Source organism: Corynebacterium durum (assembly GCF_030408675.1).
Classification (GTDB): domain Bacteria; phylum Actinomycetota; class Actinomycetes; order Mycobacteriales; family Mycobacteriaceae; genus Corynebacterium; species Corynebacterium durum.
Map to the genome: position 1 here is coordinate 103861 of NZ_CP047200.1, position 25299 is coordinate 129159.

Below are 25299 nucleotides of genomic sequence, written 5' to 3' on the forward strand. Positions count from 1 at the left end.
CAGCTTAAATAGACCACAACGCCGATACTGGCAGGCCCCATAATTTATCCGCGAAGCGGTACCCCTGTGGGGCTGTGCCAAGGACGAAACCGCCAAGGAATCGGTCTCCCAGTTTGTCTCGAAGATACGTGAGGCCGCGGAATTGATCGGCTTTGTACGTGGCTGAGGCTTTTACTTCAAAGGCATAAATCTCGCCGCTGGAGAGTTCCACGATCACATCCACTTCGATGCCATCGCGATCCCGGTAGTGTGACAACGTATAGCGTTTGCTGCTCCATTCTTGTTGCTTCAGAAGTTCCTGCACAACGAATGCTTCCAGCACTCCACCCATGGCTTTTGACGTGACACCAGAGATTTGTTCAGCTGTTAAACCTGCCATGTGCATCGCTAGACCGGAGTCGGAAATCATTGTTTTCTTCCTGCCTACCTCGCGCTTTGTTAAGTTAGGTGTCCACGGCGGAAGCTGGTCACAAAGATAGATGGAGTCGAGGGCATCCAGGTAGGTTTGGATGCTGCTTTGAGGGATGCCAGCTTGTTCCGACAAGCGAGCTTTTACCAGCTCACCTGCCTGGTTAGCTGCAATTAGGGAAGCTAAGGTGGTGATTCGTTGGGTTTGGCTACCTCCAGAACGCACAGCAGCGTCTCGTTCCAAAACGCGTGAAAGGTACCCGTCGAACCAGCGGAATTGCAATGGCTCTGGTAATGCTGAAACGTCGGGAAAACCACCTGTTGCTAATGCGTGCGCGTAGTCATTTTTTGCCCATGACGAACTAAAGGAAAGAGGATTGAAATCAGCATCATGGATATTATGAATGAAGTCGTCAGTATGGCTGTGTAGTTCTCCTTGGCTAAATCCTCGCAATCGGAGGGTAACTGCTCGCCCGGCCAAGCTATCGGTATCGCCATAGAGTCTCAACAAATTAGCGGAACCGGTGAGAAGAAAACGCCCTGGTCGACGATTTTGATCAACGCTAGCCTTGACTGTGCGTAGTAGTTCGGGAAGAAGCTGTACCTCGTCAATGATGAGTGTCTGCGAGGCGTGGGAGTCTATAAAACCTACTGGGTCTGCAATGAGGGAGTCACGTACAGATACGTCATCGAGGGAGTAATACTGGGCACCGCGTTGCTTTCCTAAGATCTGCGCCAGAGTGCTCTTTCCTACTTGCCGAGCGCCTTGAATCACGGTGATGGGGAAGTGGCCAAGCAGTTGGTTTCCTAAGGATTCAGTGTTTCTGTGTAGAAGTTCCATGCCGCCCATCGTACATACCTTGACCTGCGGAACCTATGCTATTCGTAGAAACGCGGAGGATTTTTCGTAGAAACGCGACACAAAAATCGTAGAAACGCGGAACCAATGCGGGCCGAAACCTGCGCCGCAGACGGGCAGACGGGGAGGGGAGCGGCGTCGATAAGCGGTGGACTACTTCTGGTTGTTCAGCACATCATCAAGGATTTTGGCTTGGGGAATGCTGAAGTGGTCGTCGCCGTCAATGACGTGCTCTTGAACATTGTCGTAGCCACGTGAGCGGTACCAGTGCGCGCCGTTGTTGGCTGCGTTCAGGGCGTTGAAGGTTGAGCGTGGATCTTTGCCGTTGTCTTTGCTGCCCACGTACCAGTACAAAGGCAACCTGGCGTTTAGTGCTGGTGCGGGGTCTGGTTTGTCTGTGGGTGCCCCGCCGCCGCCGATCATAATGGCGCCAGCTGTGATGTTTTCCGGTTCCTGTGCGAGAAGCCCGTAACTGATGAGTTCCGCGCCGCCGGAATACCCCATCCACCACATGTTATGTGTGTCAACATTGTCGTAGTCTTCCCGAAGTTGGGAAATCAGCCCTGTAAGCCATACGGAGCTTTCACCAATGTTCTCCCACCAGGTGCGTGTGCCTTCGTGATCGGGGGTTCGGGGGGCAACAAGAATCATGTTGTGGGATGCCGCAACAGAAGCCATGCAGTTGAGCAGGCCCTCCGGGTGATCGTACTCATAGGCGCCATCGCCATGTAGGCGCATCACCACGCCCACCGGCTTTGAGAAGTCGACGCCCCGCGCAAACACGTGGTAGCGGCTGCGAATGCCGTGCACGTCAAGGGATTGGTTCATCTTGATGCTGTTGTCTGGTGCCACTTCACGGTTTTCGCCAGTTTCATCAGTTTCAGGGAGGGGTTCGGGGTTGGAGCGCGGGTCGTCAGCAGGTATGCCGTATTCAGCGCACAAAGAGCCAGTGCGTGTGGCTTGTTGGTTGTGAACAACGCCGTAAATCACCACGGCGATCACGAATAGTAAAAGAGCCACAATGCATGCGATGATGGTTCGCATCAGTGTGCGCTTTGATTTTGTCGGCATAATAATAGAGACTAATGCGGTTTGTGTGCCAAGGACAGTAGGGCATGAATCAGTTGCGGCAACCACCCTGCGATAATCAACACAAATAACAGGCGAATAATCTGGACGGATGCAACAACCGGGCCGGAATTGGCTTCGCCTGCTAGGGCCAGCACGGTTTCCAGCCCGCCAGGAGTGGTGGCTAGATAGGCGTCGAGGTAAGAAACCCCTAGCCACGCATGAAGTACCCAAGCCATGGCAGCGCAGCCCGTAAGAAGGATTGCAATAAACGCAATGGTGACGGGGAGCTGACGTGCAAAGCTGGTGAGGGCGGTCGTCGATAAACCGCCGCCTGCCATCCAGCCGATGGCGAGGAACGCTGCCACCCGCACCGCATCCGGGGGAAGCAGTGATGTGCCCTCTGGGCGGAGAAAAAGCGCCGTAACCGTGAGAAACAATGGTGCGAGGAATCCGGCGGCGGGGAGGCGGAGGAGCTTTCCTAAGGGTTCACCGAGGACAATGATCAGGATCATGACAAGCCAGCTTGTCCATGTGAATGTGCCAGGGTCGGATTGTGCGGCGGTGCCTTGCGAGTACAGGCCCAGGAATGGTGTGAGCAGCGGCAAGGTGAACGACACTGCGAGTAGGCGAAGGTATTGGGATAGTGCGACATATCGGTAGTCGGCACCAAGCTCCTGCGCCAATACCGGCATGATGGACGCGCCACCCGCCAGCAGCGACAAGATTCCTGTTTCTGGGGAGATGTCGCCCCTGCGTGTTCGTGCAAGTATTAATCCACCCGCACAGCTCATGGCCAGCGTCACAGCCGCGACCATAAGACCAGGAAAAATAAAATGCACCAACTGCTGCGGTGGAGTCGTGGTCAACGGGACCGCCGCGACCATGGCAATCAGCGCCTTGGCAAACATTGTTGCCTCCGAACGCACCATAAGTTCACGGCGGGTCAACAGCGCACAACCACCAGCGCAGAGAATCGCTGCGAGAATCCATGCTGCGGGAACATTCCACTTATCAAAAAGCAACCCCACAACAATGCTCAGCGGGAGAACCGCGAGCCAACGTTTGTCATACGTGCGGAGTTGAGGCACTGCTTCAGTGTAAAGGCGCGGCGCTGTTTGTGCCTAAAACTGTGCGCGGCAAACCCAAGTACCCTGAAATATATGACTGAATTTAAAGACATGCTGCTCCCACCACCAGTTTTGCTGCCGGAAGACCCCAATACCAATGCGCTTACGCACCCCGAAAGCCCGCTCGCCTGGGCGATTCTAGCTGAACAGGCGTTGGAGGGCGCTAGTACAAACAGCACTACTGACCAGGAGAAACTGCAAGCATATGCGTTTGCGCGCACTGGTTATCATCGCGGCTTGGACCGGCTGAGAGCACACGGGTGGAAGGGGTTCGGCCCTGTGCCCTGGTCGCATGAACCAAATCACGGGGTGCTGCGCGCCATCGCTGCGCTGGCGTTGGCTGCGCAGCTCATCGGCGAAGACAGTGAGTACGAACGCTGCCGGGCGTTGCTCACAGACGCGGATTCCTCATGCGTCGAGGTTTTACTGCCGTAGGATAAGCCGGGCAGGCGAATGATTTAGCGTTTTCCCCGCCCCTTGACTCGTCCCGTCGCCTCCGCAGACCACGGATCCTCCGGCCATGGATGCTTGGGGTAGCGGCCACGCATGTCAGCGCGGACCTGGGAATACGGCCCGGACCAGAAACTGGCAAGATCATCAGTCACGGCCAGCGGCCTACCAGCGGGGGAGAGCAAATGGAACAGCACCCGCTGCCCGCACAACGTCGGGGATTCAGCGAGGCCAAAACATTCCTGAAGCTTCACGCTCACCACCGGTCTGCCGGTGCTGTAATCCACAAAGACATGACGGCCACTTGGGACAGTGAGCTGCGAGGGAGCATACTCATCAAATGATGCTGCCTCCGGCCACGGCACAAGCCTGCGCAATGCCGGAAGCATATCTACCTGCGATAATGGCGTTCCCTGGGCAATGTCCTGAATCTCTGGGGCAAGCCAGTCGCCCAGCATGGAATTCAACGCGGCATCGGACACATCCGGCCACGGTTCCCCGCGCTGCGCACGCACAAACGCCAAACGATTCCGCAGTCCTGTGGCTGCTTGCGACCAAGGAAACAACGACACATCCAAGCCAGCGACCAACGCCTCTGCAGCCTGCTCTGGCGGCACGGCAACAGGCGTCGACGACAACTCAATTTTCCCAGCTCTGCGCACTTTTCTGCCGCGAATCCGGCCATTCACAAGTGACGCCTCCACGGTCTCCGAAACTCCAATCAACGACAGCGCTTCATCTTCCGACAGGTGGGCCGCAGCATGAATGTACACCCGCTCACCTGCGGAGGATAATGACGCCACCGCCAACCACTCAGAACCAGCAAAAGTATTATCGCGCGTCACGGCTCGAGTGCCGCTAGCCAGCAGAAACTCATTCTCACCCACCCGCTTGGCAATGAACTCAGGATAGGCAAAGCCCGTTACCACGCCAGGGGAATCATCGTAGGAACCCGAGGAAGTTACCAAAGAATGCAACCGCTGCGCTTCGGCCTTATTCGGCGTGAGCCGGGCAATGTCCCCACGCGGATCATCCGCAAGACACGCCACAATGCCTGCGGCGCGCCGGGTACCTGTGAGTAGTAGTGCTCGCCCAAGCCTGGGATCACAAGGAATGGACGCCAGACGACGTCCAAAGTTGGTCACCGTCCCAGAAGAATCCACCGCCCCCAGTTGTTGCAATGTTGCTTGAGCTTGCTGAAACGGTCCGGGAGGAGGGGCGTCGATAAGCGGCAGGTCGGGGCTGCCCCAGCACGCCATGAACAACGCCGCCTGAGTGAGATCAGTGGTGAAAATTTCTGGTGTGGCGTGCGGTGTCATGTGCGCAAACTCGGATTCGGTGTAGCACCGGTAGACGATGCCCGGCCCCTCGCGACCTGCACGACCTGCCCGCTGTTCGGCTGATGACCGCGCGCACCCCACCGTGACCAGCCCAGATATGCCGCGCGTTGCATCGTGCTGAGGCTGTCTGGCGAGCCCCGAATCCACCACGACCCGGACCCCAGGAACCGTCACTGAGGACTCCGCAATTGACGTAGACACGATGATGCGAGGGGTGCCACGATCGGTCAGGGCGGCATCTTGCTCTCGCGCACTGAGCCTTCCATGCAGGGGAATTGCATTATCAAGCAACTCGCACGCAGCAGTTACCTCGCGGACCCCCGGTACAAACACCAACACCGATTCTCCATGCTTTTCGATGCCTTCCCGAGCCACTCGCGCGACATGCTCTAGGTACTGCTTCTCGACGCCCCGCACACCCAGCCGCTGCGGACCCGGACGGTACAGCACATCAACAGGATGCGTGACAGCGGGAGTGGCAATAATCGGTGCGTTATCAAGCAACTCAGAATAACGCTGGGCGTCCAAAGTTGCAGACATAGCCACGAGATAAAACGGTGAATCAAGCGAATTGCGCAGTTCATGCAGCTCACGCAGCATTCCCAGGGTGAGGTCGGTATCCAGCTGGCGTTCATGGACTTCATCAATGATGACGCCGCTGATGCCCTCCAAACCGGGGTCTGTGAGCAGGCGGCGCAGCAACACCCCGGGAGTCACAAACTCCACCGCATCGCCCCGCTGATACTCGCCCCGCACGGCAAAACCCACTGAACGCGCCTGCTGCGGGTCGAGGTGCCGAAGCCTCCGTGCCGCCGCCCTTACCGCAACACGACGCGGGGCTGTGACCAGTATTTTCCCCTTAACGTGATTGTGTAGCGCGGGCGGGATGAGGGTGGTTTTACCCGTACCCGGCGGAGCCTGAATCACCGCAGTTGTTCGGCTGGCGGTTTGATTGCCAAGTGCGTGCGACAACTCTGGCAGGCTCGCGGCAACAGGCAGGCCAGCGCCAATACGGTCAAGATCAAAGGGCACGGGGAGTAGTTTAGTGTTAAGTAACTAGATCGAGTGGCAGATCGGAAATATCTCGAAGCCGATCACCATTCAACAACGTTTCCAGCTGAGCTTTGCCCTCGTCATTATGACCTGCTTCGACAGCGGTGATGAGTTCATCCAGGGCAAAGTGGTAGATCATGTCAAGGTCGCCTGTTCCTAGCGCCAATGAAGCAATGCGACTGGGTGTTGGTTCTGCTGTTACGGCGACGATGTGTGGTGTGCGTCCTTTTCTGTTTCTAATGAGGCTTAGGGCTTCAGACCGACTGTTTTGTGCGCGATCCGATCGCATAGTCCACTTGCATGAGACTACTGCATGAACGATAGTGGAAGTGCTTTTATTGTTGTCTGAATGCTGTTGTTCCTTGTTGGCCCGGATGTGAGAACGTTGTCCTGTAGTGTCATCAACTAATTTTTCATGCTGGTTGAATACGCTATCTTCCAGAGCACTACGGAGAACCAAGACGTCTGGATTAACTGAATAAAGATTGCCGAGAACGGCCTCCAACGTTCTGTCGGCCTGGACTTTTGTTTGGAGTTCGGCAAGGTGGCGGTATGGCCAATACTGAGCTAGATGGTCACGTTTGCGTGAGTTGCCAACATTTTCAACATGCCAACCTGTAGGGTGTCCAAGGCTTATGATTGGGAGTGTTGTTATAAGGAATTCTGCTACAAATTTTTCGAAGAGTGTGCCAGCTGTTTGTGCAGGGAGTTTTCGGTCCACCGTGTGGGCTTCAAGGTTATTAGCGATGTGCATTGCAAGCTGGCGTGAGTAGTCTTGTGAGCTGTCTGCGTTTGATGCTATGTCAGGTGTTTTGCCTGTTGTGACGATGGTCAAAACTTTCTGATCGACCAGCATTTTGTGGAAAGCTTGGCGTGCCTGAGTTAGTAGTGCGGATTGTGCGGACATGTTGACATCCTTGCAGGAGTTTAGATGAATTCATACGCTGGATAGTATATGACGAATGACCTCTGACCTGCTTGGAAAGAGATTTCAGCTCATATGTTCGATAGATTGCTGGGCATATCGGTGATCCAAGGTATCGTGATGCTATGGAAAAATTAACCTCTCTGGAGATCTGCGCTGGTGCCGGGGGACAGGCTTTGGGCCTGGAACAAGCTGGATTTACCCATGTTGGAGTTGTTGAGCTTGATACTGATGCTTGTGAAACGCTTCGACTGAATCGTGGTGAGCAACAACCGGGTGTTGTTGAACCATGGCCGATCTTTGAGCAGGACGTGATGAGCTTTGACGGCTCACCATTTCAGGGTGTCGACTTACTCTCGGGTGGAGTGCCATGCCCTCCCTTCTCCGTTGCGGGGAAACAGTTGGGAAAAGCAGATGAACGAGATCTTTTCCCTGCAGCGCTTGATTTAGTGGAAATCATCAGACCTAGGGCGGTGTTGTTGGAAAATGTTCGTGGACTGTCTACGAACAAATTTTCCGGGTACAGGAGGGAGATTATTCGGAGGCTAGAGGACTATGGTTACTTTGCGCATTGGCAGGTGATTCAGGCATCTGAACATGGCGTTCCTCAACTACGTCCTCGCTTTGTGCTTGTTGCTCTTCAACGTCGCTATGACGGATTTTTCCAGTGGCCTCGACCGGTAGGAACGCCTCCGACCGTTGGGGAAACTCTGTTGGATCTTATGGCAGAAGGTGGGTGGTTAGGGGCAGAGCGTTGGGCTGATAATGCGGCTGGTATAGGCCCAACACTTGTTGGTGGATCAAAGAAACATGGTGGGCCAGACTTGGGGCCAACGAGGGCGCGCGAAGCGTGGTCTCGCCTTGGAGTTAAAGGGACAAGCATTGCCGATGCCCCTTTGACAGTAGATGATCCGATTGATGAGGTTCCACGTCTCACAGTGCGTATGGCTGCTCGATTGCAGGGTTTCCCTGATAGTTGGAAGATTTTCGGTCGGAAGACCACTGCTTATCGACAGGTTGGCAACGCATTTCCACCGCCTGTAGCTCGTGCGTTGGGTACTGCGATTGCATCAGCGTTGAGGGAAGAGTCTTCGAAGGAAGAAGCTGAGTACAGTGCTAGTACTTTAAGGGGAGTGCAAACCGAATTGCCGTTTATGTGACTACGTAATTAGTCGTATCACCTTCGCCGGATTCCCTACAGCTACAGCGTCGTCTGGAATGCTGCGCGTGACCACGCTGCCCGCTCCAATGACGCTGCGAGCACCAATGCTCACGCCTGGTAGTACGGTGACTCCTGCACCCAACCATGCGTCTTCCCCAATGTGTATGGGTGCGGCCTGTTCCCAGGCATCGCGGCGTCGTTGAACGTCATCAACGGGATGCCCGACGGTAATGAGCTGGCAGTTTGGTCCAATGAGCGCGCGATCACCTATGTGCACTTCAGCGCTATCCAGGATTGTGACGTTGAAATTGATGTACGCACCTTCGCCAACGAATGTATGAATGCCGTAGTCAATTGAAGCGGGCGGAATGAGGAAGCTTGACTCGGGGAAGTTGCCAAAAAGTTGGCCGAGAATGCCTCTGCTGCGGGTGGGGTCGGTGGGACCAAGCTGGTTGAATTCATGAGCAAGCATACTGGCGTTGTGCCGTAGCTCTCTGAGTTCTGGGCCAAACGGCAGGTACCATTCACCGGCCACCATTTTTCGGTGCTCATCGCTGACGTACGTGATGGCATGATTAGTCTGATTCATCACACCATTGTGCCTTGTCAAAGGCCATGAAGGGGGTGACGGTACCCCCGTATGTCTGGCGCATTGTCTAGGGTGCTGAAGCATGGAGAATCTTGGGGACGATCTGGAAGCTCGGGGGCTTGTGTACAACCCACTGGATGGTCGTGTTCGACCTGAGTGGGCGGTGGCAAATGACCAGCTCCGCGACTACTACGACTATGAGTGGGGCGCGCTCGCGACCACCGAGGCTGAGTTTTTTGAGCGCGTGTGCTTGGAGGCATTGCAGGCCGGCTTATCGTGGAATCTGGTGTTGAGTAAAAGGGAGGCACTGCGTGCTGCTTTCCACAATTTTGATGTGGATGCCGTGGCGGCCATGACCGATGAGGATATTGAGCAGCTTGCCACCAATCCCTCGTTGATCCGCAATCCAAGGAAGCTTAGCGCGTTGGTGAACAATGCCCGCGCTGCACAGAAACTGCGTGATCAGGGAGGTTTGGTGGATTTTATGACAAGTTTTGCCCCGCCACCGCGTGAACAGCCGCTGGAATCTACCGCAGATATTCCCACGTCCAGCCCCGAATCAGCCGCGTTGGCGCGGGCACTTAAGCAGGCTGGATTCAGCTTTGTCGGACCTACAACCTGCTATGCACTTATGCAGGCAACCGGGCTTGTCGACGACCGCGTGAAGGGTTCCTCACCGCTCCTTCCGCAGGTAGATTGAAAGCCATGACTAAAAAAATTGCAGTAGTAACCGGTGCGTCCAGTGGAATTGGTAAGGCAGCTGCTGTGGCGCTTGCCGCAGATGGGTGGCATGTTGTTGCCGCAGCTCGTCGCGTGGACCGGCTGGAAGAACTAGTAGAAGCTATTAGTGCCACTGGTGGCAGCGCGGAAGCCATTGAACTTGATGTCACGCGTGAGGATTCCGTGGTTGGTTTTGCCAGCCGTGTCCCACACTGTGATCTGCTGGTGAACAATGCTGGTGGTGCCAAAGGGCTGGATTCCGTTGCGGATGCTGATCTTGACGATTGGCAGTGGATGTACGACACCAACGTGCTCGGGACGCTGCGGGTAACCAAGGCATTGTTGGACAAGCTCATCGCATCAGGTGACGGGCAGGTGATCAATATCGCGTCGATTGCCGCGCATGTTCCGTACGTGGGCGGTGCCGGGTACAACGCCGCCAAGCACGGGGTTGCCGCCATGACCAGGGTGTTGCGCCTTGAACAGGTTGGCCAGCCACTGCGTATTTGTGAGATTGACCCTGGCCGAGTGAAAACGGAGGAGTTTTCGCTTGTGCGATTCGGCGGTGACGCTGAGCGCGCTGACAAAGTCTACGAAGGCCACCTCAACCTCACCGCCGAGGATATTGCCGAGGCGGTGCGGTGGGTGGCGGCGCTGCCGTCCCACATGAACATCGACAGGATGCAGATTATGCCCCGTGATCAGGTCTAAGCACTATTCATTTTCATGTCCCTAGTTACGTTTGGTGCATTGTTATCAGCGTGGTTTGCGGCTCTTGCCAGCCCCGGTCCTGACATTTCAGTGGTGTTTGAAGTGGGATTCATATGATGGAACCGACAATCTCAAATCCACAGTGAGGTGTACATATGGAGCAACAGCTGGATCATGAGTCCTTGGAACGCCTTATTCGAATATCGCGAACTTCCCTGGAAACAGCAACGATTACGAACGTTGGCTCGTTTAACGTTGAGGCATTGATGGTGAGTTTTCTTGAAGATGAAGACTCGCTGCACACACTCGCCTGGGAGGGGTTAGCCCCAGGTCGTTCATGGGACTTTGAGATTCCTAGTGATTACGTTGGTGATGAGCAGGTGAAAATAGGGGTGTCCTATCCCGTTATCGTCCCTAATCCACGTGTGATCCGAGACATGGTTATCTGAGCTTCGATGAAGCATGTTCTTGGATTCGCACTGCCTGCGCATCCATCAACTTTTTCTCTCAAAACCACCCCCGGTAGGTCATCAACTCGCCGAAATGCATACAGTGGACAGGGAATTTGTTTATCCAGCCATGAAAGGAACAATCATGATCGTCACCACCACCTACAATGTTGAGGGACGGCAGATCTCGGAGTACATCCGCGTTGTTGCTGGTGAAACTGTTTCCGGTATCAACATGTTCAGGGACCTCGCCGCCGGTTTCCGCAACATCGTTGGCGGCCGCAGCCAAGCCTATGAGGAAGAAATGATCAACGCTCGTGAAAATGCGCTGGCGGAGATGGTGCAGCGCGCCATCGAATTGGGGGCTGAAGGTGTCGTTGGCGTTGATATTGACTATGTCACCATGGGTTCGGATAACGGCATGATGATGGTCTCTGCAACGGGGACCGCTGTACGTTTCGCTCCAGCGTACTGATTGTGATGTAGGTGGGTGGTGCGATTCTTCGCATCACCACGGGGGTACAGCATAGACTGCTAGTCATGCAACCTTTCGACGTCTCGATTCGCGATGAGACTATTAAACTTGGGCAGTTCATTAAGCTGGCGAATCTGGTGGAAACCGGTGGACAGGCGAAGGATGCTATCGCGGACGGCCAGGTGACGGTGAATGGTGTGGTGGATACACGCCGCGGTAAGACGTTGCGTGAGGGGGACGTGGTGGGGTTCGGTGGTCAATCTGCTCGGGTGGTGCGTGCCACTGCCGAGGAGTTGGATTATTTTGATGAAGCTACCGCCGATGATGATTTTGACCCTGAAAAGTGGAGGAATATGTAATGCCTGCTTTTATGGCTGAGGGTGGCATGCCCTACTGGATTGACTTGATGACCTCGGATGTTCGTAAGTCCTCGCATTTTTATGGCGAGCTTTTGGGCTGGGACTTTGAGGAATTGTATGTGGGGTACCGCGTGGCGCGCGTGCAGGGGCTTCCGGTAGCAGCGATCGTCGATAAGCCTGAGGATTCGCCGCTTCCTGATACGTGGGTGACGTACTTTCTGGCGGATGATATTGAGGCGCTTGTGCAGCGTGTGAAGGACTTGGGTGGGCGCGTACTTGCGGAGCCAACGGATGTGAATTTGGGTCGGATGGCACTGTTGGTGGATACTTCCGGCGGGTTGTTTGGGGCGATTGAGCCGTATTCGGAGGAGGCGTTCATCGCGGCAGGCGAGCCGGGCACTCCGGTGTGGCACGAGCTGACCTGCACGAATCATTATGAGGAAGCTGCGGAGTTTTACCGAGATTTGTTTGATTGGGTAACGCGGTCCACAGAGGCTGGGGGGTTCAGGTACACAACTGCGCTTGTCGACGGCGCGCCGTTCGCCGGTATCTGGGATGCGCAGGGGAGGTTTCCGCGCGAGGTTCCATCGTTCTGGCAGTCGTATGTGGGTGTGAAGAATGTGGATGAGGCCGTGTCGAAGGCAGAGAAACTGGGCGGTGAGGTTGTGCGCGAGCCGTGGGAGTCGGAGTTTGGACGCATGGCGGTTGTGGCGGATTCCACAGGCGCGACTGTAACCATCGCTGAGGTTGATGAGCCGGTTGTGGAGGGGCATGAATCCGATCCGCTGGAGGGCATCGACCTGAGCCAGTACGGTCTTTAGGTAGCACCAAATCTAGCCAAAAACCCGTCAGCACCTGCACTTCTGCAGCAATACATCGTTTTACGTAGAATATCTCTTGTGATACCCCAGGTCAGAGGGTATTGCTCAAGAGTTGGAAGGATATTGCGCACGTGAAACGGATGCTAGCTAAACATGTGATGGCAGGGGTGGTTGCGGCCTCCCTTGCTACAGGAATGACCCCGGCGTTTGCCGCGGAAAACGTCAACACGTTGGACACTGTCATTTCTGATATGACCAAGGAAAACGACAAAGTCCTCGCCTACAACGGTGAGGTGGGGAAACGCTTCTACGGACCGGGAACCCTCGTGATGGGTACCAACCCGCATGGCGATCAAACACCGGGCTATTACAAGAAAGCCCTGGTGCACCCCGATTTCAAAGATGCTGATGCCTGGAACGCCATGGTGCCGTGGCTGGAAATCTTCACGGCACGCGAAAACCAAGCACGCAACACCAGTGTGGAAATGAGCAACATTAAGCTCTATGTGCTGCGGAAATCCACCGGTAAGTGGCAGGAAGTAAGCGACACGGCTGTTGATGGTAAAGACTTTCCCAAGCATGGGGCCAGTGGCGATGTTCTGACCCCTGATCTACACCCTGAAGGTGACAATAAGGTTGTGACACCCGCCAGTGACATAAACCGTATGTTCCACGGTTGGGGTAGTGAAACAGATACAAGGGAACTGGCTGAGGGTTTTCCCACCACGGATATTAAGGCTGTTTTCGCCACGGTTAACGCCAGGTTGGTGAAAAAAGATGATAAAGGCACAGATGACAGGGATAAGTCGGAGTACCATTTGCAAATGGGGACTGATTACTATCCTGACAAAGGCGTTCGTACCGAAGATGAACGCATCCTGATGAAGGGTGAAGATGGGAAGCCAATGCGCAATAAGGAGGGAAAGCCTATTGGCACCTACTTCCCAGGTGTGGGCGTCAGCCGCGCGAAGCGCGTGACCAATGACTGGCAGGCATTCAACTTCGTCACCATCTGGGACGAGGAAGGCAAGATCACGCAGGATGACAACAATGGTATTTCCATCAAGGAACGTGCCATCTCTGTTGATGAACTCCGCAAAAACCCACCGCCATTGAACTAGTTGGCTAGTTTAAGCGTCGGCCACGGTGAACCGTGTGCCGACGTGCTGGGGGTTTTCCACCTCATCAATCATGGCCACAGCGAAGTTTTCGGCCGATACGGCACCACCGACGGGGGAATCTGTGCCAAGAGTGATGTTGCCGGTGCGTTCACCGGGTGCGATAGCGGGGGAGGGGGAAAGCATGGTCCAGGTGAGATCTGAATTGCGGTATAGGTTCAGAATTTCCACAAATGCCTGAGCCTCTGCCTTGTATTCCTCGGGGAATTCAGGGCTGTCCACTAGTAGCGAGCCATCTTCACGTTGGAGTGAGCCAGCGCCGCCGACAATGAGTACACGACCTTTGACGCCACGATCAATCAGCTTCTTGTGGGCATTAACCAGTGGTTGAGTTGAGCCTCCTGTGCGATCGGGAGAGACGGCGATGATGGTGACATCGGTGTTGGGGGCTTCGATGAGTTTGGCGACGGCATCCGTGTCTCCCAGTTCGACGGCGATAGCGCGGGCGGCACCATCAACTGGCTTGCCTGAGCGGCTAGCAGCTGTGACGGTGTGTCCGCGTCGGACTGCTTCGTTGACAATGCGGGACCCGACCATGCCGGTACTGCCGATAACGAGGATGTTGCTCATTGTTTTCTCCTTGTGGTGTGAGCCTGTGTTGGTCGTACGGTTCACACCCTAACCATAAAACTTACTTTTGGAAAGTAAGTACTTTATGGTAAGTTCACTTACCGGAAGGTAGTAAGCCAGCTCTGAGGAGTTACGTATCATGCAGGATGTGGCAGAAAACACATGGGACCCCTTTGCTCGAGGTTGCCCATCCCGGGATGTGTTGACCAAGATTGGCGATCGCTGGACGGTACTGGTTATTAATGCCCTTGCCCAAGGACCACTGAGATATTCTGAGCTGCACCATCGTGTGGATGGCATTTCTCAGAAAATGCTTTCCCAAACACTGAAAGGACTCACTCACGATGGTTTGGTAGCGCGGCAGGTTTATCCCGAAATTCCGCCACGGGTGGAATATGAACTCACGGCTGCCGGGCTTTCCCTGCTTGAACCGCTTCAGATGCTTGTTAATTGGGCAATTGCCCATATGGATGACATTGTTGCTGCCCGAAAACGTGCGGAAAAATAGTAGACTGGATTTGGACGTGAACTCTAATTATTTTTGCACATGCAAGTAGGAGGAAGCAGGAATATGACATACCCACCATATCCGCAACAACCAGGTGGTGATGGCTACCAACACCCCGAAAATGACCATGGCGGCTATGCTAACCCCCAGTATCAACAGCAGCAGTATTCGGGTATGCCAGACCCTGGTGGAACTGCCAACGGAACCGGAAAACTTGACTTTGGCGGAGCCATCAGCTTTGGGTTCAAGGCTGTGTTCCAGCAGCCTGGATTCTGGATTGGCATGACTCTGCTGATGGGGGTGCTTATTGCTCTTATTGGAATAGTCGTAGCCATCATCGTTCCGGGGCCAGTATACGATGTGTCAAATCCAGACGCAGCCCCGACGGTGAGTAGTACGTTACAGCGAAATATTCCGTCGATTATCGGTGGTGCATTGAGCATTTTTGGGATTAATGCTGCGCTGAGATATATAGACAAAGGATCGGTGTCAGTTTCTGAGACATTCCAAAATCCCCAACTTGTTGTTGTGTTTGCAATTCAGATCGTTGCTGGCTTGCTGGGGCTAGGATTGTCCCTGGGAGCATTAAGCTCTTCTGCTTTTTTGGCTGTGGCTGTGGTTATTAGTATAGGTTCCTTTTTCCTTACGCCATTCTTTATGTTCCTGTACCCTTGCCTTCTCGATGGTCGCGGCTCGGTTACTGAATGTCTGTCGTTGAGCATTAACTATGGTCGCCGCCACTATTTGATACTTTTGGGCTTCAGTATTGTGATGGGACTCATCTCTGTTGCTGGTTTCCTCCCCTGTGGGTTGGGCCTGATTGTCATCATGCCAGCAATATTTCTTATGTATGCCACCGCCTATCGCCAGATCAGCGGTGGCTTGGTGCGCAGCCTCTAAACTCTAAAGCCACGCACGTTCGCACACCGCTAGACCGAGCGTAGAAACTCTGCCGCATCCTGAATGCGTTGACGCGCCACTGCTGGGGTCAGTACATGGTGTTCCGCCATGTACTCCCGCACAGTGGCGCGTTTTTCTGCATCTTCCCAACGTGTAGCCACGTCATCACGAATGCCGTGCTGGATCATTGTCGCAGGCCAGGATTCTGTTGCTGAGGCAATAAATGCATCAGGGGCATACACGGGTCGCGTGAGCAGCAGGGCGTCGATAAGCGGGGCGAGGGAGCAGGCATCCGCCGCTGATTCCGCTGTGCCCCATGCGGTGACGTGCTGTGCCCCCTGTGCGCGGGCGTACTCGATGGCGGAGGCGGCTTTACTGGGGTCGGAGACGTCGATGATGGTGGTGCCGGAAAGGTTCGCTGCGGCGGCGACCTCGGGTCGCCAGGCATTATCCAGCGCGAAAGCAGACAAGCCGGGACTCAGGGACACCGCCCAGCGCTGGCGGTCGTTCGGCTGCTGTGGAATGAACATCACCGCAGCTAACTCGGGCAGTTCCTGCACCTCAACGCCCTGAGTGAAAGCCACACCCGGCATGGTGTGATCCACCGCAGCCCCCAGCATGAGCATGGCGGCGTGGGTGAGTCGATCGGGTAGGCGGGCGAGCCAGGCGTCTTTATCCGCAGGTGCGGTGGGCATGGGATGGTGCTCGTGGATGTACCAGCTCAGCTGCTCAAGCTGCTCGGCCTCCGAGAGGTTGCGGTCCTGGCCGCCAACATGAAAGTCGCGGCCTGTGGAATCGTCATGTACAACATCGCTCATGGTGGCCTACCAGATGGTCACTCGATCGTTGGGAGCGATCCATGTTCCGCTTTCAGGATCAACATCAAAGGCATCGTAGAATTCCGCGACGTTGGCGGCGATGATGTTGCAGCGGAACTCGGCGGGGGAGTGCGGGTCCACCGCTAGGTACTGCGTGGCCAGTTCTGGACGGATCTTGGTGCGCCAGATGCGTGCCCAGGAGAGGAAGAGGCGTTGGAGGCCGTTGTATTCCACATCCTGCATGGAAGGGTCGGACCCGGCAATGTCCACCGTCATGCGTTCGGTGGTGGAGAAGTCTTTGCCGTGGTCAGCCAGGTATCGTTTGTACGCCACCACGGCAATACCTAAACCGCCAAGGTCGCCAATATTTTCACCTAGGGTGAACTTGCCGTTTACACCCTTGGAATCCGTGTCAGCGAGCACTGCGGGAACTTTGCCATCGAACTGTGTGACAAGTTTTCCGGTGAGTTCTTCAAAGGCTGTGCGGTCCTTGTCAGACCACCAGGAGTTGAGGTTGCCATCGCCGTCATACTGGCTGCCTTGGTCATCAAATCCGTGGCCAATTTCGTGGCCAATCACCGCGCCGATAGCACCGAAGTTAGTGGCTGCATCGGCATCGGGGGAATAGAACGGAGGGCGGAGGATGGCTGCGGGGAAGGTCACGTCGTTGAGCACGGGATGGTAGAACGCATTAACGGTTTGCGGGGTGGTCACCCATTCGTCGCGATCTACTGGTTTGCCCAGTTTCCCCAGCTCATAATCGTGTGTAAACGCGGACCCCGCGCGGGCGTTAGCCACCAGGGAAGCACCAGAGGGGTTGAAGGACAGTCCTTCGAAGCTGCGCCACACCTCTGGGTAACCGATTTTCGCACGGAATTTAGACAGTTTGACCAGAGCTTTTTCTCGGGTTTCCTCCGTCATCCACGGCAGCGCGGAAATGCGCTCTTTGTAGGCGGCGAGTAGGTAATCCACCAGCTCCAGCATGTGGGCTTTGTATTCAGGGGCGAAATGCCGGGCTACGAACTCTTGGCCGATTTCTTCGCCCACATGATTTTCCGCCAAGCCTACGCCGCGTTTCCAGCGTTCCCGCTGCTCGGTCGCGCCGGACAGTTTCGTGCCATAAAAATCAAAGTTCGTGCGGGAAATGTCGTCGGTGAGCAGCCCGGCGCGGTTGAGCAGGATGTGCCAGGTGGCCCAGAGTTTCCAATCCTCAAGGCGGTCCTCGGTGAACAGTCTGTCCAGGTGCTGGACGAAGGAGGGCATCATGTTGATGAGTTTCAGCTCTGGCACGCCGCTGGCTAGGAGGATGCTGCGTACCGTCTCAGGCAGGTCGGCGAAGTCAGTGGGGTTGAAGGTTTTCAGGCTGTCGCGGGAGTCCACCACGTCCCAGTGTCCTGCGGCTATGTCTTTTTCTAGCTCGACGATGCGGCGGGCGGCGTCGACGGGGGTGACGCCACCGAGTTGTTCATCATCAAGGAATGCCAGCATGGTGGCGATGTGGTGTTCATAGTCTGCGAGGGTGTCCGCGTGGTCGGGGTCGCGATAATATGCCTCATCGGGGAGGCCCAACCCGGATTGCGCTAGGTAGAGGACGTTGTTGTCGCCGTCGGAGTCTTTGGTTACGTAGAAGCCTAGGGGAGAACCCACGCCGGTGCGGTCGAGTGCCCCCAGTGCGGGCAGGAAATCGGTGATGGTTGGGACGTCGATAAGCGCGAAGTCTTCGGCGAGAGGTGCGGTGCCGGCGGAGTTGATGGCATCGGTGTCCATGAAGGATTGGTAAAGGGTTCCAGCGAGCCCGGTGCTCTCTTCAACGATGGCGCGGACGTCGGCTTCGGCGGTGTCGCGGAGGGCGTGGAAGGTGCCGTCAACGCCGCGGTCGTCGGGGATGGTGTGGGTGTCGAGCCAGGGGCCATTTACTAGTCGGTAAAGATCGTGCATGTGCCCACTGTAGCGCCCATGGCTGTAAGGCGCGTCACGTGTTCCTACACCCGTGTGACAACTGTTACGTGTGTGAAAACTGTTGTATGTGTGAAAAATGAGGTACGTTGGTCCGCATGGACTTAAGCACTACCCACACACAAGAATCAGGCCGTCGACTCCGAAGCCGCGGTGTCACGGTGGCCATTATGATGGCCATCACGCTCGCCTTCAGCGTCATTTCCGTGCCCAAAGCCACGGCTTTCGATGACGCCAACCCCGTTTCCGGCGTTGACGTCGCAGACTGGCAGCATCCTGATGGATCCGACATTGACTGGAAATCCGTGGAAGCTGACGGACAAAAATTTGCCTTTATCAAGGCAACCGAAGGTCAGGGATACACCAACCCCTACTTCGAGGACGACGTCAAACAGGCCAAGGAAGCAGGGTTGCGTGTGGGTAGCTACCACTTCGCGCGCCCCGGCGAAAGCGCAGCTCTCCAGGCTGCGAACTACGCCAACACCATCCGCACCATGCCACAACCCTCCCTGCCGCCCGTGTTGGATATTGAAAGCGATGACGGCGTAGGCCCAGAAGAAGTGCAGCGTTGGGTGAAGGAATTTGTCACTGAAGTTGAAGCGCTCACCGGCCGTACCCCCATGATTTACACCTACCGCTACTTCTGGTCAGAGCAAATGGGCGATACCACCGACTTCAAGGACTATCCGCTGTGGCTCGCCGCCTACCAGGACGAAGTACCCACCGAACTGCCAGGTGGCTGGGAGTACATGACCTTCTGGCAGCGTAGCGATAGTGGCAATGTCAATGGCATCACCGGCAACACCGATATGAACCTGTTCAATGGCAGCGAAGCCGAGCTTGACTCCCTGGGCACCGGCAACCAGGTCAAACTCGGCAAGGTTCTGACCCCCAACTTTAAGGCTAGCGACGCCCTCGGATCCTCCAACCTCGGAGCACTCTCCCGAAACAACGGTGAAATCGTCGGAATCATCCTCGCGCTCGCCCTTGGTGCTGTCTCCATTGGCGCGCTTAACGACGCCGTGAGCAGCGCCGGGTTCGACGCCGGTGGTACGAAAACACTCGCTGGTGAAGTGCAGAAACAAATCGACAACAAGACACTTCCCGTTGACGATCTCAAGCGCATGGCCGACAAGAACGAATACAGCATTGGTGACCTCATCATTCTGCTGAGTAACGCCAGCAAATAGTCGCGCTGTTTAAATTTGCTTAAGTTCAAAAAACGTGGCGGGGCCCGCCGGTGGTTTTCGATCAAAGCTTCGTAGTGGATGGCTTTTATGAAAGCCCCAGGCAGGGCCCCGTCGTCATGCGCGGCGCTTAGCGGGAGACCTACCCCCATTTGGTTGGGGTTTGGATACGGTGCGCGTGTCGCTGGTGGGCGAGGCGTCGATAAGCTGGACTGTGCTGCGGAGGGGGTGATGCGGCGGAGTAGCGGTCGCGCTGGTGCTCATCTGTAGGGGGTGGAAAATTCCTGAGAAGCTAGCGTTTTTGCGGCATCAAAACGCACATCTGCTGTGGTTGTGGCGTGGGGGTGATAAACGCGGGGCATGGGTGGCTTGAGTGGCAGATGTGATGTTTCTAATTGATCACAATTGCCGAGGTGTCTACATGTAGCGTTTGTTATGACGTAGGGTTGGTGGCAGCTCTGATAAGTACGTAAGATCACGCAACTTTTGCCAGGTATATGGCACTGGTTGCCTCAGCGCAAGGCGAGGTTTTATAACAATGAGGATTTGATTTTTCATGTATATCAGCAATTTCCGTACGCCGACCCAACGTCGGCACCGTGCTATTGTGTCGGCGCTGATCACAGCAGCCGCACTTGCCATTGCCCCCAACACTGCGGCTAGCGCAGAAGTGGGGCTCAATTCGAACCCGATTCCAGGAATTGATATTTCTAGCCATCAGCATCCTGGTGAAAAGAACGAAACCCTTAATTGGAAGAGCGTCGGTAGTGATGGGCAGAAATTTGCCCTGATCAAAGCAACTGAATCGGATTCCTATGAGAACCCCCACTGGAAGTATGATGCAGAACAGGCAAAAGCCAATGGTATGAAGGTAGGGCTCTATCACTTTGCTCGAGTGAAGCAAAGTGCAAAATCTCAAGCGGACTTTTTTGCAAAAGCTGTGAAAACTCTCGGTGACGACTCCCTTCCGCCTACGCTTGACATTGAGATTGCTAATGATAACGCTGAAGATCATAACCCGCTGGATGCTGCGGGCGTGCAGCGTTGGGTGAAAGAATTTACCACCGAACTGGAAAAGCAAACTGGTCGCCCAACTATGATCTACACTTACCGATTCTTCTGGGAAGACTCAATGGCAAATTCCCAAGAATACAAAGATCATCCACTGTGGTTTGCGGCTTATGAACAATTGCCTCCACAACTTCCCGGTGGCTGGAAGCACATGGTCATTTGGCAAAAGTCCGATAAAGGTCACGTGTCTGGCATCGAAGGTGATGTTGATTTGGATGTGTTCAACGGCACCGAAGCCGAATTCAACTCTTTTGCATCGTCAGGCAAGCCCAAGGAGCAACCAAAGCCTAAGGAGCAACCGAAAGATAAGGATGCTTCTAAAGACAACAAGGACTCCAAGGATAAGGACGCTTCTAAAGACAAAAACGCGACCAAAGATGATGCATCCAAGAACAAGGATACGTCTAAGGACGACAAGACCACCACGTCTCAGAATGCGCCGAATAAGCCACAGGACAATCCAACGACACAGTCCAATGACTCCACCAGTAATAACCTAGCCCAAGACAAGCAGCCAATTGGTCCATCAGGCTCTGCCGATTTGTCGTCTGGAGGGCTGTCGTCTGGAAACTCCTCCGGTACCCCCGGTAACAACCCAGATCGTACCAAGGGATCTGGATCGTCTCACTCCTTCAGCTCTTCTGACCTAGAGGTGCTGTCCAAGGGAAACAATGGTCTGATCAAAGCTATCCTTGCTATTGCGACCGGTGGCGGCTCTAGGAACTTGCTTACTGATGCCACGAGCAGTGCAGGCTTCGATGAAAATAGTTCACGTGAGTTCGCTGACGAAGTGCAAAGCCAGATTGATCACAAGACCCTTCCAGTGAACGAACTGCAGCGCATGTCTGAGAGTGACAAATACAACATCGGTGATCTGACCATTCTGCTCAGGAACTTCAGTGACTAAGGGGGTAACAGCTATTGCTGTTTTTGCGTAATCCTGTTTAAATTTGCATAGGCTGTTTTGCTCACGGCAGGGCCCGACCTACGGTTTTCGTCCAAAGCTTCGTAGTGGATGATTTATACGAGAACCACACCATGGTCGGGTCCTTCTGATTGTGGGTGGGTGGATACATGGCGTTTTTGGGGCAGTGCGATAGCCCACCAGTTACCTGACGCGTCCCAGCTCTCCCGCAAATACCGAGAAGAAACCCCCGGGCCCTTGCCATCAGACAAGAGCTCCGGGGGTCTCTCAGTCAACCAGTCGAAGCCAAGTTTTAGTCGTTGATCTTCATGCGACCAGGGGTCCATAGTCCAGATCGGTGGATTTCCTGGTAGTCGATGATCGCCTCGGTGGGTGCGACTCCCCGGGAGTTCGTACGCAGGTGGTAGCGCTCAATGGAACCCCAGTCACGTCCCCAGTCATTCCGCAGATAGCTGGGCACCTCGATGGAGGAGTTGATTGCCTCAGCAACGCCGAGCGCGCCACCGCCGTTGTAGTCCTGCCATGGGGACAGCGTGACTTTGCCAGGGTGATCGGGCGCGATGCGGTACTCAGGGATTTCGGTGACACCAGCGTAGTGATCGAATGTGCGCTGGCAGGGGAACTGCAAAGCAACCGACCAGTCCAGTAACCCTGGGTTACTCGATCCGATGACGGTGTTCAGAGATTCCAGGGTGGGTACCCGCGGCGGGGTAAACGCCAGCCATTGCTCCGGGTTGAGGCTGGTGTCGGATGCCACGACACGCACCACGTTAGCGTTGGCCGGGATCTGGTCCATGGGAACACGCAGGTTGCGCCAGGACGGGGCGGGTCCAATGTCGAGCGGTTCGACGCTGCCAGTGTCAGTGACAGTTCCGTCGGGCTGGCGGACACCGTATTCCACGGCAAGTTCCTGTCCGTCTTGGTGCACGCCGCTAATGTCATGGTGTTCGATGCGTCCGGCAGCGGAAACCACCAACAGCGGTGCGTTCTCGTTGCGTTCAGGCAGCTGGTACCAGGCGGTGGTCACTTCGGCGGGGAACTGCGGGCCGTCTGTGTAGGAGCCCAAGACGGGGACCTTGGTGTAGTCCAAGCCGAAGGGGAGACGTGCGCGAGAGCCGTTGACACCAACGTCACCACGCACACCACCAGAGGTGCCAGTGGACTGTCCGGCGGCGTCGCCACTGGAGGTGTCATCGTCGGTGGAACCTGCGATGGATCCAGCTGCTTCCCCGCCCGAGTCAACGCCTTCAGCAGAGATGGAGGTGGGCACGTTGTTGGCATCGAAGCCGCGGTTATCTCCAATTTCTAGGGAGGATCCTAGTGGTGTTCCGTCAGCAGGGGTGAGGAAGGATTCGTTGGAGTTGGTTTCAAGCATGGCGTCATTGGCCAAGGCGCAGGTATTACCAGTCAGCGCACGCAGGTTGCCAAGCCCCACGGAATAGGCGGGGTACTGCGTGACAAAGCCTTTGGTCAGTGACAGCAGGGAGAACACCACCACAACAGCCGAAACCACGGCAATGGGGGCGGCGGCAACACCAGCGAATTTCATTTGGTTGCGTTGACGTTTGGCGTTGAGTTGCTGCACCGTTCCTTCGGTTTCGGCGCGGGCGGTCTGGACGTCGCCAGCAAAAGACTGGATGGCGGCCGCCAGCAGCACAAGCAGTGCGATAACTAGCATTACTGTGGATGCTTCAATGTGGCGGTATTGGATGGATTTATCAAACCAGGGGATGCCAAAGCTTGAAATGTACCACCAGCCGTTGGTGCCGGACAGAGAGAAGGCCAGCACAAACAGGATCACACCGATGAAAAGCGTGCGGTTACGTGCGGACCGCATGGCCATGTGTGACACGGCCACCGCAGCGAGCGCTGCCAGCGCGGCACCGATACCCGCGTACACACCGAAGTGGTGAGTCCACTTGGTGGGGGTGAACATCATGAAGAACATGGTGCCGAAGAACACCATCATCAACCGGTTCGACGGGCCTGCGTCGGATCCCGGCACGCTGCGGTTGCGCAGCACAGAAGCCAACACCAACCCCAGGCACAGCAGCATCATCAGCACAGCAAAACGCCGGGTAAACGAGCCGTCCACCGTCTGTTGCATCAGGGTTTGGTAGCGAGCCCATTCCTGGTACCACGACAAAGCCGGTCCAATAGCGGACCGCACGCGTGTGGATTCGCGCACCGTGGCCAGCGTTTGATCACCAAACACCGCTAACAAAATAGCCGTTCCCGATGCCAGGAATGGTGCCGTCATGGCCAGCACACCCTCAATTTTCGCGCCTCTCGACGCCTCGGGGCCAGCATCCAGCAGCGGCAACCTGCGGTACACAATCTTGATCAAGCTAGACAATGCCGCAAGCAGCGCCGCGACAGCCATCAAACCAGTCGGGCCGGCACCCAAGGAGACTGTTGCAATGATGACGCCTACAGCAGCGGGCAGCAGTCGACGTGTCGCAATGGCGCGCTCCATGCACACCCACGTCAACAGCGCGCCCAACGCAATCACAGGCTCCGGGCGCAGGCCATTGTTGTAGACCATCCAGAAGCCCAGGAATGAAAACGCCGCCGTCCAATGCGCCACCTTGCGCGCATTAATCTTCTCACCCATGCGTGGCAGCACCTCACGGGAAATCACCCACCACGTCAAAATGCCAGCGACAAACTCCGGTAATCGCATCCACACAGAGGCTGTGGAGACGTGAGTTAATAAGGCCAGCAAGTCATAATATGGCGAACCAAACGGGGCTTCAGATACGCCGAACCAGCGGTAATAGTTCGCCATGTAGGTAGCGTTATCGGCAACGCGGGCCATGGTCAGCAGGTAACCATCATCGGACGTGTTCGCACCAATGATGTACCAGTAAACCAAGACGACAATCACAATGGCGTCCAACAGTCGAGGCCGGAACCATCCATTGGGCAGCACTTTCCTGTGGCCTTGGCCATCCAGGCGATCCATTCGCTTCAACGCCCACAGTGATGCCACCAGCATGACCAGGCCACCGTACATGCTCATGTACTTCCAGATACTGGGTGACGATGTAAACCGTGAGTTAATTTCCACCTGAACGTTGAGCCCGGCGTCGATAAGCGATGCCGTGTTGGCCGGTGTGTTGGCGAGTTCAGTGTAAATACCCGTCAACTGCGGGCGCTCGTCCCCCTTCAACTCGCCGCGATACTCCTCACCGCTGCTATCCCGTGCGCCGGGGATGCTCGCGACGGTGGATTCTTCGGTGGAGGAAATCTGCAGCACAGCGCCAGGTGGCAGGGCGTTGATTTGCTCGCGGTTCAGCTCCAGCGGAACCTTGTTACGTACCACAACATCCAAGCCCGACTCGGAGTAGCGAACAAACAGGCCACGGGTGGTGGCATCTTTACTGTCTGCAGGGAGGGTGGACAGCACCATGGACTGGTCAGGATTCATGTCCTGCAACGACTGCAGGGGTATCGACGCCTCGATCGACTGCGGTGCGTAGGAAATCAGCGGTGCCGTAATACTGTTCAGCTGATTCTGCTGCGGCCAACTAAACGACGACTGTGTTTGGTTCACCGGCATGAACGGGGTGAGCACAAACAACACGAAGCCGAGAAGACCACTCACAATGGCCAGTCGCTTCACCCACCGGGGCGCGGTTTCTGACGGTTTTTCTGGCATTGGTTC

Annotated in this window: 23 protein-coding genes; 13 read left to right on the forward strand and 10 right to left on the reverse strand. The window is 55.6% G+C overall.

Annotation, left to right across the window (positions count from 1 at the left end; all coding sequences use genetic code 11):
* Positions 1-4: 4 nt before the first annotated feature.
* The 3 genes from CDUR_RS00410 to CDUR_RS00420 all read right to left on the reverse strand — a co-directional run bounded on the left by CDUR_RS00410 (position 5) and on the right by CDUR_RS00420 (position 3426).
* Positions 5-1249, reverse strand: coding sequence for an ATP-binding protein (locus CDUR_RS00410; RefSeq protein WP_179418566.1), 1245 nt, complete (start codon positions 1247-1249; stop codon positions 5-7).
* A 171-nt stretch (positions 1250-1420) separates the two neighbouring features.
* On the reverse strand, positions 1421-2338 hold the full coding sequence (locus CDUR_RS00415) for an alpha/beta hydrolase family protein (RefSeq protein ID WP_179418567.1): 918 nt from the start codon (positions 2336-2338) through the stop codon (positions 1421-1423).
* An 11-nt stretch (positions 2339-2349) separates the two neighbouring features.
* Positions 2350-3426: an AbrB family transcriptional regulator gene (locus CDUR_RS00420; protein ID WP_179418568.1), complete on the reverse strand. Its 1077-nt coding sequence runs from the start codon at positions 3424-3426 to the stop codon at positions 2350-2352.
* Positions 3427-3498: 72 nt separating this feature from the next.
* Between CDUR_RS00420 and CDUR_RS00425 the strand changes: the two genes are divergently transcribed.
* Positions 3499-3900: a DUF3151 domain-containing protein gene (locus tag CDUR_RS00425; RefSeq protein ID WP_179418569.1), complete on the forward strand. Its 402-nt coding sequence runs from the start codon at positions 3499-3501 to the stop codon at positions 3898-3900.
* 23 nt (positions 3901-3923) lie between these two features.
* On the opposite strand, the gene hrpB is transcribed toward CDUR_RS00425, so the two are convergent.
* The gene (gene hrpB / locus CDUR_RS00430) at positions 3924-6287 is read right to left on the reverse strand and encodes an ATP-dependent helicase HrpB (RefSeq protein WP_179418570.1); all 2364 of its coding nucleotides are present in this window, start codon (positions 6285-6287) and stop codon (positions 3924-3926) included.
* 16 nt (positions 6288-6303) lie between these two features.
* A complete protein-coding gene (locus tag CDUR_RS00435; RefSeq protein ID WP_179418571.1) occupies positions 6304-7215 on the reverse strand; it encodes an NgoMIV family type II restriction endonuclease in 912 nt (303 codons plus the stop codon).
* A gap of 143 nt (positions 7216-7358) precedes the next feature.
* Between CDUR_RS00435 and CDUR_RS00440 the strand changes: the two genes are divergently transcribed.
* On the forward strand, positions 7359-8393 hold the full coding sequence (locus CDUR_RS00440) for a DNA cytosine methyltransferase (protein ID WP_179418572.1): 1035 nt from the start codon (positions 7359-7361) through the stop codon (positions 8391-8393).
* Here CDUR_RS00440 and CDUR_RS00445 read toward each other — a convergent pair whose 3' ends face one another.
* Positions 8394-8984: a sugar O-acetyltransferase gene (locus tag CDUR_RS00445; RefSeq protein WP_179418573.1), complete on the reverse strand. Its 591-nt coding sequence runs from the start codon at positions 8982-8984 to the stop codon at positions 8394-8396.
* Between the two features lie 82 nt (positions 8985-9066).
* Between CDUR_RS00445 and CDUR_RS00450 the strand changes: the two genes are divergently transcribed.
* The 7 genes from CDUR_RS00450 to CDUR_RS00480 all read left to right on the forward strand — a co-directional run bounded on the left by CDUR_RS00450 (position 9067) and on the right by CDUR_RS00480 (position 13640).
* Complete coding sequence (locus CDUR_RS00450; RefSeq protein WP_179418574.1) at positions 9067-9684, forward strand: DNA-3-methyladenine glycosylase I; 618 nt, start codon at positions 9067-9069, stop codon at positions 9682-9684.
* A gap of 5 nt (positions 9685-9689) precedes the next feature.
* Positions 9690-10415, forward strand: a complete 726-nt coding sequence (locus CDUR_RS00455; protein ID WP_179418575.1) for an SDR family NAD(P)-dependent oxidoreductase — start codon at positions 9690-9692, stop codon at positions 10413-10415.
* 155 nt (positions 10416-10570) lie between these two features.
* Positions 10571-10864 (forward strand): hypothetical protein, encoded by a 294-nt coding sequence (locus CDUR_RS00460; RefSeq protein ID WP_179418576.1) that lies wholly within the window; start codon positions 10571-10573, stop codon positions 10862-10864.
* Between the two features lie 145 nt (positions 10865-11009).
* Positions 11010-11339 carry a heavy metal-binding domain-containing protein gene (locus tag CDUR_RS00465; RefSeq protein WP_040358246.1) on the forward strand — a complete coding sequence of 110 codons (330 nt, stop codon included), beginning with the start codon at positions 11010-11012 and terminating at the stop codon, positions 11337-11339.
* Between the two features lie 65 nt (positions 11340-11404).
* A complete protein-coding gene (locus tag CDUR_RS00470) occupies positions 11405-11698 on the forward strand; it encodes an RNA-binding S4 domain-containing protein (protein WP_179418577.1) in 294 nt (97 codons plus the stop codon).
* Positions 11698-12519 (forward strand): VOC family protein, encoded by an 822-nt coding sequence (locus CDUR_RS00475; protein ID WP_006061535.1) that lies wholly within the window; start codon positions 11698-11700, stop codon positions 12517-12519. The genes CDUR_RS00470 and CDUR_RS00475 overlap by 1 nt, the downstream gene beginning before the upstream one ends.
* Before the next feature lie 131 nt (positions 12520-12650).
* Complete coding sequence (locus tag CDUR_RS00480; protein ID WP_179418578.1) at positions 12651-13640, forward strand: hypothetical protein; 990 nt, start codon at positions 12651-12653, stop codon at positions 13638-13640.
* A gap of 9 nt (positions 13641-13649) precedes the next feature.
* Here CDUR_RS00480 and CDUR_RS00485 read toward each other — a convergent pair whose 3' ends face one another.
* Positions 13650-14267: an NAD(P)-dependent oxidoreductase gene (locus CDUR_RS00485; RefSeq protein WP_006061532.1), complete on the reverse strand. Its 618-nt coding sequence runs from the start codon at positions 14265-14267 to the stop codon at positions 13650-13652.
* 139 nt (positions 14268-14406) lie between these two features.
* On the opposite strand from CDUR_RS00485, the gene CDUR_RS00490 reads away from it, so the two are divergent.
* Positions 14407-14775, forward strand: a complete 369-nt coding sequence (locus CDUR_RS00490; RefSeq protein ID WP_006061531.1) for a winged helix-turn-helix transcriptional regulator — start codon at positions 14407-14409, stop codon at positions 14773-14775.
* Between the two features lie 39 nt (positions 14776-14814).
* Entirely contained in the window at positions 14815-15675 is an 861-nt protein-coding gene (locus tag CDUR_RS00495; protein WP_290208006.1) for a DUF2189 domain-containing protein, read from the forward strand.
* 29 nt (positions 15676-15704) lie between these two features.
* Here CDUR_RS00495 and CDUR_RS00500 read toward each other — a convergent pair whose 3' ends face one another.
* Both CDUR_RS00500 and CDUR_RS00505 read right to left on the reverse strand, forming a co-directional pair.
* A complete protein-coding gene (locus CDUR_RS00500) occupies positions 15705-16493 on the reverse strand; it encodes an alpha/beta hydrolase (protein WP_179418580.1) in 789 nt (262 codons plus the stop codon).
* Between the two features lie 6 nt (positions 16494-16499).
* On the reverse strand, positions 16500-18431 hold the full coding sequence (locus CDUR_RS00505) for a M13 family metallopeptidase (RefSeq protein ID WP_179418581.1): 1932 nt from the start codon (positions 18429-18431) through the stop codon (positions 16500-16502).
* Between the two features lie 116 nt (positions 18432-18547).
* Here CDUR_RS00505 and CDUR_RS00510 point away from each other — a divergent pair, with 116 nt between their 5' ends.
* Both CDUR_RS00510 and CDUR_RS00515 read left to right on the forward strand, forming a co-directional pair.
* On the forward strand, positions 18548-19639 hold the full coding sequence (locus CDUR_RS00510; RefSeq protein ID WP_233452969.1) for a glycoside hydrolase family 25 protein: 1092 nt from the start codon (positions 18548-18550) through the stop codon (positions 19637-19639).
* 553 nt (positions 19640-20192) lie between these two features.
* A complete protein-coding gene (locus tag CDUR_RS00515; RefSeq protein WP_179418582.1) occupies positions 20193-21614 on the forward strand; it encodes a glycoside hydrolase family 25 protein in 1422 nt (473 codons plus the stop codon).
* A gap of 310 nt (positions 21615-21924) precedes the next feature.
* Here CDUR_RS00515 and CDUR_RS00520 read toward each other — a convergent pair whose 3' ends face one another.
* A complete protein-coding gene (locus CDUR_RS00520; RefSeq protein ID WP_179419156.1) occupies positions 21925-25293 on the reverse strand; it encodes an arabinosyltransferase domain-containing protein in 3369 nt (1122 codons plus the stop codon).
* Positions 25294-25299: the final 6 nt, after the last annotated feature.

Bases quoted from the DNA above. Each gene is read 5' to 3' on its own strand.
- CDUR_RS00415 (WP_179418567.1), bottom strand. From the start codon at position 2,338: ATGCCGACAAAATCAAAGCGCACACTGATGCGAACCATCATCGCATGC.
- CDUR_RS00410 (WP_179418566.1), bottom strand. From the start codon at position 1,249: ATGGAACTTCTACACAGAAACACTGAATCCTTAGGAAACCAACTGCTT.
- CDUR_RS00470 (WP_179418577.1), top strand. From the start codon at position 11,405: ATGCAACCTTTCGACGTCTCGATTCGCGATGAGACTATTAAACTTGGG.
- CDUR_RS00435 (WP_179418571.1), bottom strand. From the start codon at position 7,215: ATGTCCGCACAATCCGCACTACTAACTCAGGCACGCCAAGCTTTCCAC.
- CDUR_RS00425 (WP_179418569.1), top strand. From the start codon at position 3,499: ATGACTGAATTTAAAGACATGCTGCTCCCACCACCAGTTTTGCTGCCG.
- CDUR_RS00460 (WP_179418576.1), top strand. From the start codon at position 10,571: ATGGAGCAACAGCTGGATCATGAGTCCTTGGAACGCCTTATTCGAATA.
- CDUR_RS00485 (WP_006061532.1), bottom strand. From the start codon at position 14,267: ATGAGCAACATCCTCGTTATCGGCAGTACCGGCATGGTCGGGTCCCGC.
- CDUR_RS00515 (WP_179418582.1), top strand. From the start codon at position 20,193: ATGTATATCAGCAATTTCCGTACGCCGACCCAACGTCGGCACCGTGCT.
- CDUR_RS00500 (WP_179418580.1), bottom strand. From the start codon at position 16,493: ATGAGCGATGTTGTACATGACGATTCCACAGGCCGCGACTTTCATGTT.
- CDUR_RS00445 (WP_179418573.1), bottom strand. From the start codon at position 8,984: ATGAATCAGACTAATCATGCCATCACGTACGTCAGCGATGAGCACCGA.
- CDUR_RS00490 (WP_006061531.1), top strand. From the start codon at position 14,407: ATGCAGGATGTGGCAGAAAACACATGGGACCCCTTTGCTCGAGGTTGC.
- CDUR_RS00465 (WP_040358246.1), top strand. From the start codon at position 11,010: ATGATCGTCACCACCACCTACAATGTTGAGGGACGGCAGATCTCGGAG.
- CDUR_RS00475 (WP_006061535.1), top strand. From the start codon at position 11,698: ATGCCTGCTTTTATGGCTGAGGGTGGCATGCCCTACTGGATTGACTTG.
- CDUR_RS00455 (WP_179418575.1), top strand. From the start codon at position 9,690: ATGACTAAAAAAATTGCAGTAGTAACCGGTGCGTCCAGTGGAATTGGT.
- CDUR_RS00520 (WP_179419156.1), bottom strand. From the start codon at position 25,293: ATGCCAGAAAAACCGTCAGAAACCGCGCCCCGGTGGGTGAAGCGACTG.
- CDUR_RS00440 (WP_179418572.1), top strand. From the start codon at position 7,359: ATGGAAAAATTAACCTCTCTGGAGATCTGCGCTGGTGCCGGGGGACAG.
- CDUR_RS00505 (WP_179418581.1), bottom strand. From the start codon at position 18,431: ATGCACGATCTTTACCGACTAGTAAATGGCCCCTGGCTCGACACCCAC.
- CDUR_RS00510 (WP_233452969.1), top strand. From the start codon at position 18,548: ATGGACTTAAGCACTACCCACACACAAGAATCAGGCCGTCGACTCCGA.
- CDUR_RS00495 (WP_290208006.1), top strand. From the start codon at position 14,815: ATGCAAGTAGGAGGAAGCAGGAATATGACATACCCACCATATCCGCAA.
- CDUR_RS00450 (WP_179418574.1), top strand. From the start codon at position 9,067: ATGGAGAATCTTGGGGACGATCTGGAAGCTCGGGGGCTTGTGTACAAC.